10 protein-coding genes are annotated in these 13,062 nt (G+C 34.2%); 4 read left to right on the top strand and 6 right to left on the bottom strand.

The genetic code is table 11. The features are described 5' to 3' along the window. Nucleotides 1-11: 11 nt before the first annotated feature. Nucleotides 12-788: a peroxide stress protein YaaA gene (gene yaaA / locus I2F23_RS08265; protein WP_195772124.1), complete on the bottom strand. Its 777-nt coding sequence runs from the start codon at nt 786-788 to the stop codon at nt 12-14. Between the two features lie 127 nt (nt 789-915). On the opposite strand from yaaA, the gene I2F23_RS08260 reads away from it, so the two are divergent. After that, on the top strand, nt 916-1,545 hold the full coding sequence (locus I2F23_RS08260; protein ID WP_195772123.1) for an alpha/beta hydrolase: 630 nt from the start codon (nt 916-918) through the stop codon (nt 1,543-1,545). A 45-nt stretch (nt 1,546-1,590) separates the two neighbouring features. Here the strand turns inward: I2F23_RS08260 and I2F23_RS08255 are convergent, their stop codons facing one another. Then, nucleotides 1,591-2,985: an amino acid permease gene (locus I2F23_RS08255; protein WP_195772122.1), complete on the bottom strand. Its 1,395-nt coding sequence runs from the start codon at nt 2,983-2,985 to the stop codon at nt 1,591-1,593. A 229-nt stretch (nt 2,986-3,214) separates the two neighbouring features. Between I2F23_RS08255 and I2F23_RS08250 the strand changes: the two genes are divergently transcribed. From I2F23_RS08250 to I2F23_RS08240, 3 genes are all read left to right on the top strand, one after another. Beyond that, nucleotides 3,215-3,700, top strand: a complete 486-nt coding sequence (locus tag I2F23_RS08250) for an Lrp/AsnC family transcriptional regulator (protein WP_195772121.1) — start codon at nt 3,215-3,217, stop codon at nt 3,698-3,700. A gap of 228 nt (nt 3,701-3,928) precedes the next feature. Further along, entirely contained in the window at nt 3,929-4,579 is a 651-nt protein-coding gene (locus tag I2F23_RS08245; RefSeq protein ID WP_195772158.1) for a YitT family protein, read from the top strand. A gap of 182 nt (nt 4,580-4,761) precedes the next feature. Further along, nucleotides 4,762-7,020: an ATP-binding cassette domain-containing protein gene (locus I2F23_RS08240; protein WP_195772120.1), complete on the top strand. Its 2,259-nt coding sequence runs from the start codon at nt 4,762-4,764 to the stop codon at nt 7,018-7,020. Nucleotides 7,021-7,310: 290 nt separating this feature from the next. On the opposite strand, the gene I2F23_RS08235 is transcribed toward I2F23_RS08240, so the two are convergent. The 4 genes from I2F23_RS08235 to I2F23_RS08220 all read right to left on the bottom strand — a co-directional run. Continuing rightward, the gene (locus tag I2F23_RS08235) at nt 7,311-8,846 is read right to left on the bottom strand and encodes a PepSY-associated TM helix domain-containing protein (RefSeq protein ID WP_195772119.1); all 1,536 of its coding nucleotides are present in this window, start codon (nt 8,844-8,846) and stop codon (nt 7,311-7,313) included. A gap of 6 nt (nt 8,847-8,852) precedes the next feature. Beyond that, nucleotides 8,853-9,137 carry a hypothetical protein gene (locus I2F23_RS08230; RefSeq protein ID WP_195772118.1) on the bottom strand — a complete coding sequence of 95 codons (285 nt, stop codon included), beginning with the start codon at nt 9,135-9,137 and terminating at the stop codon, nt 8,853-8,855. Between the two features lie 16 nt (nt 9,138-9,153). Beyond that, nucleotides 9,154-11,274, bottom strand: a complete 2,121-nt coding sequence (locus tag I2F23_RS08225; protein WP_195772117.1) for a TonB-dependent siderophore receptor — start codon at nt 11,272-11,274, stop codon at nt 9,154-9,156. A gap of 208 nt (nt 11,275-11,482) precedes the next feature. Next, nucleotides 11,483-13,062: TonB-dependent siderophore receptor (locus tag I2F23_RS08220; protein ID WP_195772116.1), on the bottom strand; the 1,580-nt coding region annotated here is incomplete at its 5' end.

Below are 13,062 nucleotides of genomic sequence, written 5' to 3'. Positions count from 1 at the left end.
CACGCACTTTACTATTTCTGCTCATCTCTTTTAAATACAAGTTCATGCTGATTCGAGTTCACTGCATCGAAATAATAACCATCGACATTAAATGATTTTAAACCTTCTGCTTGATCTATTTTATTCTCTAACATAAAACGTGTAATTAAACCTCTGGCTTTTTTAGCATAAAAGCTAATTACTTTATATTGACCATTTTTTTGATCTAGAAATACAGGTTTAATAATTTCTGCATTTATTTTTTCTGTTTTTACTGCTTTAAAATACTCATCCGATGCAGCATTTAATAAAAGCTTTGAATTAGATTCTTCAAGATCGTGATTAATCAATTGCGTAATATGATCGCCCCAAAATTGATACAAGTTAGAACCACGTGTATTTTTGAGTCGTGTCCCCATTTCTAAGCGATAAGGCATCATTAAATCAAATGGACGTAATAAGCCATACAGCCCCGAAAGCATTCTAAAATTCGTTTGTGCAAAGTTAAGATCGGCTTCAGATAAGTGATAAGCATCTAACCCAGTATAAACATCACCCTTAAATGCAAAAATAGCCTGACGTGCATTTGAAAAATCGAAGTGAGTTTGCCAATCATTAAAACGTGCAACATTTAATTGAGCAATTTTCTCACTCACTCCCATTAAACTTGCAATTTGCGATGCAGAAAGCTGACGACATACTTCAATCAATTGCTCAGACTGATCTATTAATCTAGGTTGAGTGAACTGATCTGTTGGTAATGGAGTTTCATAGTCTAATGTTTTTGCAGGTGAAACGAGCGCTAACATAGTATACCTTAATGATTATTTTCTCTTATATAACTATAACAGTACGTTATTTTGAAAGCTAATTTGTGTTTTTAATGACAATTATCGGTATCATAAGCGTTTACTTTCAAACACACATACAAAGTTTATGACAGATACAATCTTTTTAGATGGCCCCATAGGTAAAATCGAAGTATTTGTAGACTATCCAGAAGGTACTGCAAAAGGATTTGCCGTTGTATGTCATCCTCACCCTTTACAAGGTGGTACACCACATCACAAAGTTCCTGCCCTTATGGCACAAATTTTAAAAGAACGTGGTTGTGTTGTCTATCGTCCAAGCTTTCGAGGTTCAGGACAAAGTGAAGGCACTCACAATGAAGGGTTTGGTGAAACAGAAGATATTTTGTCAGTGATTGAATATGCTCGCCAACAATACTCTAATCTACGCTTCTTTGCGGGTGGATTTAGTTTTGGCGCACATGTTATGGCAAAAGCATACCATGCATTAGAATTACCTCTAAAACCTGAACAGCTTATTTTATGCGGTCTACCAACAGCAACCGTTCAAGGCTTAAGACATTATAAAACACCAGAAATTAGTGGAGATATTCTGCTCATTCATGGTGAGGCAGATGAAGTAACCTTACTTTCAGATGCAATTGTATGGGCGAAACCGCAAAAACATGCAATTACGATTTTCCCAGGTGCCAACCACTTTTTTACAGGCTACCTAAAACAAATACGTACAGCAATGCAACGCTACATTCAGCTTTAATTTAAATATAAAAAGACCAATCTAAAGATTGGTCTTTTTTGTGTTTTAATCATGATTCGTTGTATGAATAATTGCTTCTTTTGAAACGCTTTTCTGCTTTTTCTCTTTTATTATATATGCAATAGATAATACAACCAGCCATATTGGTAGCATAATTACTGCTGTACGCATTCCATCAGAAAATAGCATAATGGCTAATATTCCTACCATAAAAGCAATTGTTAAATAGTTCGTAAATGGATAACCCCAGCTCTGAAACTTACATGTATAGTTTTGTGCAGCCTTTGCTTTACGAAATTTAATATGAATTAGAGAAATCATCATCCAATTAATCATAATCGCAACCACAACCAATAGCATCAGTAAAGAAAAAGCCTGATCAGGAACAAAATAATTAATTGCAACACAGCCCACTGTACATAGCGATGAGAAAACCAAAGCTTGTACTGGAATACCACGACGATTAATCTTTCCTAATATTTTAGGGGCATTTCCTTGTTTCGCCAATCCTAACAGCATACGGCTATTGCTATATACACAGCTGTTGTAAACAGATACTGCTGCTGTAAGTACGACAAAATTTAATATGCCTGCCACTAGATCACTATTTAGTGAATGGAAGATCATAACAAACGGACTACCACCCTCTGCAACTTTATTCCAAGGGTACAAGCTTAATAAAACAGCGATAGAACCAACGTAAAAAATAAGTACACGATAGACAATTTGATTAATTGCTTTTGGTAATGTCTTTTCAGGTGAAGCCGTTTCTGCTGCTGAAATACCTAATAACTCTAACCCACCAAATGCGAACATAATGGCTGCCATTGCCATAATCAGACCATGCATACCATTTGGGAAGAACCCACCCAATGCCCACAAGTTTGTTACTGTTGCGTGCTCGCCTCCTGCACCACTTACCAATAAGTAGATTCCAAAGACAATCATACAAAGAATAGCAACAATTTTAATGAGAGAAAAAATAAACTCCATCTCACCGAAGAATTTAACGCTCACAAAATTAATGACATTAATGAGTGTAAAGAAAATAAGTGCAGAAGCCCATTTAGGAAAATCTGGCCACCAGAAATTCATAAATACGCCAATGGCACTTAGCTCGGCCATTCCAACCAGAATATATAAAATCCAATAATTCCAGCCCGAAATAAATCCAGGAAGTTTACCCCAATAGTCAAAAGCAAACTGACTAAAAGATCCACTCACAGGATTTTCTACTATCATTTCACCCAGTTGGCGCATGATTAAAAAAGCAATGAAGCCTGCAATGGCATAACCAAGAATGACAGATGGGCCTGCCAATTGAATGGTTTGACCAATTCCAAGAAAAAGACCAGTACCAATTGCACCACCTAAAGCAATTAGTTGAATATGCCGATTAGCTAGCCGTTTTTTTAAATGATGTTCAGTACTTTTCATCATATTCGCCCACATATTTAATTTACTTAACAAATACAATAACCATGCCAAAAATGACAAAAAATGATCATTTATTGCTTGAAGTGGCTAAAAAATAGGATTAAAAAGCATTTTTTGATTATTTTACAAACAGAATCGTAAATAAGTATATCTTTTTGGATCAAATCATTTGCTAAGAGGTTTTTAAATCTTCTAGAATGCAATTTTTCGCTATATTACAAATAGGTTTTCGATGAGCATCAATCTTGACCAATATGATTGTAAAATAGTCCACCATCTGCAAAAAAATGGCCGACTAACCAATCAAGAATTAGCTGAGCTTATTGGTCTATCTACATCTCAATGCTCTCGTAGACGAATATTACTAGAACAAAAAAATATTATTGCAGGATACTATGCACAAATATCCCCAGTAGCAGATCCAACGCCTATTACGGGTATTATTGAAGTCAAAATTACAAACTATAACCATGAGAATTATGAAAATTTCATTAATTTTGCACAAAAAACATCTAGCATCAAAGATATATACAAATTAACAGGTCACTACGATTTTATTTTTAAAGTTGCTGTTAAAGACTTTAATGAAATGAGTCAATTAATCGCAAAACTCTCTTCGAATGAGTTCTGTGTTTGTGATCTAAATACATCTATTGTATTAGAAAAATTAAAAGAAAATTCTATTCGCTATGAAACTATGCACAATCACAATACATAAGTTAAAAACCACCATATTGCACTATAATAGTTCAAAATAATCTAATATGCACCAAAATAAATCATGATCATCGCTTAATTTTAATATTTTCTATAAAATTTACAGATTTCCAGCTCTAAGGACACTTAATCAAATACTATTATAAAATGAATAACTATCCCTAAATGGCATTACTTTTGCATGAAATATGCAAAATTATATTTACCTATTATTCAAAGTGGGCTGATTATGAGTAATGAAATTCATCCAAATCAAAATATTCCATCTACAGATGCACCATTATCAACCATTGATGAGCATACAAAGTTTGAAGATATTCTTGCCATGCTTATGGGAACATTTGTTTTATCATTTGCTTTAAACCTATTACAGTTTTCAGGAATTATGACAGGTGGTACAGCGGGTTTGTCTCTACTCATTCACTATATTACGGGTTTAAAATTTGGAACCGTATTTTTCTTAATTAATATTCCATTTTATTATTTTGCATATAAAAAAATGGGAGTGGCTCTTGTTGTTAAAACATTTATTGCCGTAGGTCTACTCTCTTTATTCTCTGAAGTTACTCCTCAGTTTTTTCATATTAAAGACTTAAATCCATTTTATGCCACAATCGTTGCAAATATTCTTATGGGTATTAGCTTTCTGATGCTATTTCGCCATCGCTCTAGCTTAGGAGGAATTAATCTTTTGGCTCTTTTTATACAAAATCAGTATAAAATTGCAGCAGGCAAAGTACAAATGGGTATCGATATTTCTATTCTTGCTGCATCAGCTTTCTTCGTAGACTGGCATCTTCTTGGAATTTCAATTATTGGTGCAATTGTTTTGAACTTTATCATTGCAATGAACCATAAACCTTCTCGTTATATTGCTTAGTTTACATTCAATCCTTACAACTAACTTATAGTAATACAACCTATAAATTAGTTGTAAGTATGACCTATTTTGCATAAATTAACAGATTCGTTGTATAAAAATACGCCTCAAATATGTTTATATAAAGTCGACAATACATATTTAAAAACCGATCATAATAAATTTGCTGGCCGTATAGAACTATGAAAAAAATGATTCATATCTTTGGTGCTCGCCAAAATAACTTAAAAAATATTTCACTTAATATTCCTAAACATCAAATTGTTGTTTTTACAGGTGTTTCTGGTTCAGGAAAGTCTTCACTTGTTTTTGAAACAATTGGTGCCGAGGCACAGCGTCAGATTAACGAGACACAAGACAGTTTTACTAGAAATCGTTTAAAGCATATGGGACATGCCGATGTCGATAAAATTGAAAATCTAAATGTTCCTGTCATTATTGATCAGAAGCCTCTCTCTGGAAGTATCCGTTCAACAGTAGGAACTGCAACAGATATTTATGCCAGTTTAAGATTACTTTTTTCTCGTTTGGGAGAGCCATTTGTTGGTTACTCTCAAGTGTTTTCTTTTAATCATCCAGATGGAATGTGTCCTCAATGCGAAGGAACTGGTTTAGAAAATACCCTAGATATCTATAAAATTTTAGACCAAGAAAAATCACTCAATGAATATGCCATCTTGTTTCCAACCTATCAACCTCAAGCTTGGCGGTGGCAAAGATATGCCTATTCTGGTTATTTTGACTTAAATAAAAAACTTAAAGATTATACAAAAAATGAATGGGATTTACTTTTATATGCGCCACAACACAAACCCAAAAATCCGACAAAAGACTGGAAAAAAACGGCACTTTATGAAGGGTTAGTCACGCGTTTTGAACGTAACTTTATGAGGGGTCAAGCACAAGAAAAAAACAGATATAAGGCAAGACTCGATAAAATTATAGACACTAAAACCTGCTCATTGTGTCATGGCCAAAGATTAAAACAACAGACTTTAAAATGTAAAATTCATCATAAAAATATTGCCGAATGTACCTCGCTTTCAATTCAAGAGTTAATTCAATTTATAGATGATATTCACGCACCTAAATACGATGTTTTACTTCATGAAATTAAACAAAAACTTCAGCATTTACTTTTGGTGGGCTTAAGTTATCTCAGTCTAGATAGAGTCACCACAACTTTGTCAGGTGGTGAAAACCAGCGCATGAAAATGGTCAAACATTTAGGAAATAGCTTGGTCGATCTCATGTATATTTTTGACGAGCCAAGTGTTGGACTTCACCCCCACGACTTAGAAAATATTATTCAGATTATTAAGCAGTTAAGAGATAAAGGAAATACAATTTTACTGGTAGAACATGATCCAGATTTAATTAAAATTGCTGACCATATTATTGATGTAGGGCCAAAATCTGGAATACATGGTGGAGAAATTGTTTATGAAGGTAGTTTTAAAAAACTCAAATATGCCAATACCCTCACTGGTCAATTTTTTGCACAAGAGAAAGCTTTAAAAGCACACCCAAGAGTTTCTAAAGATGTCATTTCTATTCAACATGCCAATATGTTTAATTTAAAAGATATTTCCGTCAATATCCCTAAAAATGTACTGACTGTTGTTACAGGTGTTGCAGGTTCAGGGAAAAGTACACTTATTGGTAAAGTCCTCTTGGCACAATATCCCGAAGCAAAATTAATTAATCAATCCGCGATCATGGCAAGTATTCGTTCAAATTTACTCACCTATCTCGATTTATCCGATCATATTAGACATCAGTTTGCACAAGCCAACCATGTAAGCATGAAACTCTTTAGTTATAATAGCGAAGGTGCATGCCCTCATTGTAAAGGTCTAGGTATAGAAAAAGTTGAACTCGCTTTTTTAGATGACATCGAAATTGTTTGTGAAGTTTGCCATGGAACAGGTTACAAACCTGAGGTGCTCAAATACCAGTATCAAAATAAGAATATTACTGAAGTTATGAAAATGACTGTTGAAGAAGCATCCCATTTTTTCCAAGAAACAAAAATTCAAGACAAACTACAGCTTTTAATTGATTTAGGTCTAGATTACCTTTCACTTGGGCAACGTCTGAGTACATTATCTGGTGGTGAAAGACAACGTTTAAAGCTTACCAAAGAATTAAAACAAAATGGTCATATTATTATTCTCGATGAACCAAGTACGGGGCTTCACCCTTCAGATACGTTTAAACTTATTGAACTTCTTAACTATATGGTCGATCAGGGCAATACCGTAATTACGATTGAACATAATTTAGATATTATGACACAAGCAGACTGGATTATAGATATTGGCCCATTTGCTGGCCGTGAAGGTGGAGAGCTCATTTTCTCAGGATATCCTAAAGATCTTATTCGTACAGCGAAATCTTTAACAGGACAATATCTCGCTCAATATCTGAAGTACACCTAAACTATTTTGGTGATTTCGCTCGCATTGGATTGTTAAGCAAAATAAGTAAAAGTATGGTGGGTGTCGCAAAAACCCACCAACTCACAAAAGCCACAGAAATACCATACCGTAATACAAGTAAATAAAAAGAGAGAAGAAATAAGGTAATCGAAATAAGTTTAAATCCCTTAGGATACTTATATACCCAAGCAAATGATGGTTTTTGTTTTTTATGATTTAATAAAAAGAGAAAATAAAAACCAATATATATTCCTAAAAATACAATAAGTATAGTCATATAATTTTCTTTCCTATTTTGCGTACTTTTTAAAAACTTGATGCTTAATTAATTTAATTTTCATTAAAAGAAATAATGCAAAAAATCCTATCAATACCACCACTAAATCTAGTCCAACGTAATGACTATAATCAGACCATCCACTGATATAACTTGCATGCACTAATGATGCAATATTTACAATAGGAAGAAACATGGCAAGGACGATAAAAACAGTGAGGTATACCTGCCACAAATATTTCTCAGATACAATACATGCACTGATCAACGTTATTGCCCAGACATAAAAGAACGTAGATATTTCTAAATTTGGAGCACTCATATGAGACAATGTATAAAGACGATTACTATAAAAATAAGCCAGTATGGCAACAGGCAAACCAACCAACGCACTCACATTGAAACGATTTACCATGTAGTGTCCAAAATGAAAGGTATTGTGCTTGTTTTTTAACTGGCGTTTTAAACTCCAAAGTAATAAGCCCGATGCAATCATCAGACAACCCAAGATTCCTGAAATAAATAATGCAATACGTACCAAGGGCTGAGCAAAAGGCGCCATATGTAAACTATAGATACCACCATAAATTTTTTGTACGCTACTCTTTTGGATCGTCTGTGAAAGTACGTCACCGTTCACACCAGATAAAACGATTTGTGCAGGTGTTAAAGTAATACTTTTATCTTCTTTTTGCTTAATAATAATCTGACTGACTATCGTGTAGGGTTGCTTTACTTCAATACTTGCAATAGGAGGACGCTCAGACCAGATCTGATTAATTTTAGACTGAATCTCTTCTATACCTATCATATTTGAAGGCTTAGGATTTTCCTTACTTACAATGAGACTTGTCGGTGTATTCAACTCATTAAAGAAATCTAACTTTTTCTTTCCATAATATTTTTCAATACCTGACGGTAAGTATAAATAGAAAAATATCGCTAACCCTGTAAAAGTAATCATAAGGAAAAATGGTAAGGCAATGACGGAAACCACATTATGAAAATCTAACCAAGAACGCTGAGATTTGAAGGTACGTAATGTAAAGAAGTCGGTAAATATTTTCTTATGCGTAATTACACCTGAAATAAGGGCAATAAGCATAATAAATGCAGCAAAACAGACAATAAATCGCCCAATAATAATGGGAATACCAAATAACTGAAAATGAAAATTATAGAGAAACTCGCCACCTTGTGTAGATGCAAGTTGTACTTCCTCTCCTGTCTTGGGATGAAGTGTTTTAAAGATAAAACCATCTACTTTTTTTCGAATAAATATTTGGTTAACAGGATGATCATCCGATGCCACTTGAATATACCAAGACTGGTTTTCGCTACCCTGTGCTATGGCATATTGTAATCCTGTATGTATGGCTTGTTCTTGCGTAAACTGAGCCTGATTAAACTCAGGTTGCATCCATAAATTTATATTATCTTTATAATATGACAATGTTCCTAAAAGAAAAATTGTAAAAAGCAACCAACCGAGGAGTAATCCAACCCAAGAGTGTAACCAAGCCATTGATTGACGTACTGATTTATACATACTGCATCACACAATAATTTGAGCAAGCCCATAGAGTATGCATGTAATAACAACACTACATAATATGGTCTTCTTAACTGACTGAAAAATGAAAATACTTAGAAAAAAAATAATAAAAAATAAAATGCCAAACATTGCAGCTAAAAAAATAGACTCAGCATGTGGCATAACATTAACTAAAGCGACTGTAATAAGTAATGTGGCGTAACGTGTACACACATAACCCAAGATACATGCAATAAATATACGACATGTGATACTTAGCCTATACATCATTGCATGTTCCTTCATACCCACTTACCTCACATTAAAACTTGAAGTTCACCGACAAGTTATAATTCGTCGGTTCACCATAATAGCCTTGACCATCTTTCAAGCCCGTCAGGTACTTTTCATTCGTAATGTTATTCACATTTAATTGCAGTCTGAGATTTTTATTGACGTCATAGCTGGTCATTAACCCAATCAGTGCATAAGCATCTTGCGTAATTAAGCCTGCATGTGAAACCGATTCAGGATCATGAATCGCACTTTGCCATTTTACACTGCCACCAACTTTGAGTTTTGGATACTGCGGAATAGTATAAGTTGCTAGAATATTGAATGTTTGTGTCGGATTATATTGACGTGGATTCACTCCATTCGCTAGATTTTTCAAACTAAATTTGGTGTAACCGCCAGATAGTTCAAGTGCATCCGTGACTTTCCCTGCTAGCCCTATATCTACACCCTGAGAACGCACCGTACCAAGTTGTGAATGGTACAAATTGTCTGACAAATCAAATGTTGGTGAAAGAGCAAAATTAGTCTGTTCGGTTCTAAAAATAGATAAATAACCCGTCAGTTTATTGTTTAACCATGCACTTTTAACTCCCATTTCATAGCTTTTTCCTTCTACAGGTACAGCTGTTTTTCCTGTAGAAGAATCAATAACTGTTTGTGGTCTAAAAATAGAGCTATAGCTTACGTATCCTGTATAAGTTGGTGTAAAGTTATAAGTAATACCTGCATAAGGAAGTGTTTTATTTTTTGTATAATTACCTCGGGAATTAATTTCGGCATAATTCACACCTAATAGAACTTTGAGATCATCCGTTAAATGTAAACGTGTTGCACCATATAAAGAGCGTAAAATTAAAGCCGTTGTTGGTGCAGTAAAGCTATTGCCCCATGTCTGCGCAGATGGTGACCAACTTGCAAGATCTGTCGTATATTCACCTAGACTACTGCCATAAGCATAATTGCTTTGCGTGACGTTTTGCGACCATGAATAACCAATATTGGCTTCATGTCTACGACCAAACAAACTATATGTACCCGTGGTATTTAAATTAAAAGTGCGATCTCTAAACTTCTGATTATAAATTTCAGGATAAAGATAAATACCAGATGTATTGTCTGTTGAACTTGGATTGCCACTCAAATACAGCATTTGGTTTTGAAGGTTAGAAATACGCTCATCATAATTAAACTTAGCAACCCAATCTCCAGCAATTTTTTGTTCTATACTGGCAAAATAGTTGTTAATTGACCAATCATAATAAGTCCATGAAGGAGCATAGTTATAGCTACGTGCATAGCTTAATTGTTGCCCCGCAGAGTTAGTCAGTGGTAGCGCACCCCACTGTGAACCATTGGTTAATTGATTTGTTCTTGAATAACCTAGAGAAGCAGTTGTTGAATCTGTAAGATCAGCATCTACAATCAGTTGTACGCCATTTTTTTCTTCTGAGTATTTATCTAAATACGAATTTCCTGCTTTTTCATACCCGACCAAACGCGCACGTACACGACCATCTTGGGTAAGTGACCCAGAAATATCAGCTTCATAGCGTTGAGTATCCCATGAGCCATAACTTATTCCACCAGAGGCCTGAAATTCTTTGGTTGGTTTTTTACGTACATAATTAATTGTTGCACCCGGATCGCCTAATCCATTCGTGAGTGCATCTGCGCCTTTAATAATTTCAACACGATCAAATAAATAACTATCTGGATCAGAGTTATTATAGTTATAGCTATCGACCTGAGGAATTCCCATACCATCGTATAAAATATTAGAAATATCAAAACCATGAACGGTATAGGTTGTTCTATTAGTTTCGAGGCCTGTAACCGTAACACCCGGTGTATTATTTAAAATATCGCGAGTTGTTCTTAAACTAAAGTCATCTAATTGTTGTCTTGTAACCACATTTATTGTTTGTGGTGTTTCTTTTACAGATAAATTTAAATGGGTTGCACTACTCGTATTTTCAATTGTATATGCTTTTGTCTTTTCCGAACTGTCTTGTGCCGATGTTTTATTGGCTTTTACCGCCAATGTTGGCAAAAGTACATCTGTAGAAGATGCATCATTTGCATGAGACAATGGAATATATAAGATTCCAACTATTGCAACACACAGTTGCTTCTTCATAAATTGCATCAGAAAATTACCCAAAATTATAACAAATGAAAATAATTATCATTATATCTAGATTTTTTGTTTAAATTATGGATTTTCAAGACACATTCGGGAATAAAAATAAAAAAAATCTACTCATAAATTTTATCAAATCATATATTTAATAAAAATTGAGGTTTAAATCACAATTAAAAAAATCTGCTTCCAATATGGAAACAGGTATTATAGTTTAAAATTTATACGTTAGAGATCCCGTGTAGCTTGTTGGGTCCCCATACGTATTCGCCCAGTAATTTAGGCGATATTTTGTATTTGTTAAATTACCCACATTTAGAGTAAAAGAAAGATCGGGAGTCATTTGATATTTTGCCATTAGATCTAACACTGTATACGCTTTTTGTGTATATAATTTGCTTTGTAAGTCATTAATACCGACAGAATAAAATTTGCTTTGCCAACGTATACTTGAACCCACAGTAAATTTATCAAGCATACCTGAGAACTGATAAGTTGAAGATAATTTAAACTGATCTACTGGCAACTGTGTATTTACGCGCTGTCCACTTTTTTTACTTGATGCATGTGAATACCCTGCTTGAACGTTTAGGTTGGGTAAAACTTCTCCTCCTAGCTCTATCTCAAATCCTTGAGTTTTTATGCCATTTGAAGAAGCATAATAATTAGATCCTGCTGTTATTAATCCTTCAACAACTGGCGCATCAGAAGCTACATATTTACCAGATTGTAAAGCAACATGATCCATTTTAGATTGAAAATATGCACCACTTATATTGAGTCTATTGTCATAAAAGGCGGCTTTCAAACCTGCCTCATAGCTCTTTCCTTCTTGAGGAGCTAATAGTTTATAAGCATAGTCTCTTTGTGACTGTGGCAAGAATATTTCAGTATAACTGGCGTATGCTGTTAAATCATCTGTAAGATCATAAGTTAAACCAGCATAAGGCATAATTTTATGATAAGTACTGGTTTTATTATAACCAGCGGATGTTGTATAAGATTCTGCAATATAATCAGAAAGTCTTGTTCCTACAATAATATGTAGATGATCTAAAGGATTTAGCCTTGTGGCTACATAATAACCTGTCTGCTTATAGTTTAAATTCTGTACGCCATTTTTTATAAATTGAGGTGCTGCAATATATCCATCCCATAAAGATGGTTTTACCGAAGTAACTGCTCCTACCGCCTTATATGTATTTGCATCATTTTCAATATTCTGATAGCTAGCCCCAAACATTAACTCATGCTGGCGTCCAAATAATTGATATGAACCGATTAATGCTAAATCTATAGAGCTTTCTTCAGGATTCGATTGAGTATGATTAGATACAAAATTAGCATAGTCAGCTTTATATTTAGGAGATGTTCCAATAACTCCATAAATTGCATCTATCTTCTGTTTTAAATAGTCATAATGTAAATTTATTTTCCAGTTTTCACTAAAATGATGCTCTAATTCAGAAAATATATTAAACGTATCAATCTGATTGTATGCCCAACGTGGAGCTGCATTAAAACTAGGTGAATATGGATTAGATGAATAATCATAACCATACATATCCAAACCATGGACACTTAAACCATCACTACGATTTCGACTGACTAAACCACCTATGGAAAAATGTGTTTGATCACTAATATCACCATCAATTACACCATATAAATTTGCTTTTTTATAATTCCCCCAAGATTTCCAAGAATCTCCTTCCTCATAAGCTGCAACGGCTCTACCTCTAATATTACCTTCTTTATTTAATGCGCTTTGTACATCAAACTCTGATCTTACAT

The organism is Acinetobacter pollinis, assembly GCF_015627175.1.
Lineage (GTDB): Bacteria > Pseudomonadota > Gammaproteobacteria > Pseudomonadales > Moraxellaceae > Acinetobacter > Acinetobacter pollinis.
The sequence above is the reverse complement of the archived record's forward strand: the minus strand, read 5'-3'. Positions and strand labels throughout refer to the sequence as shown.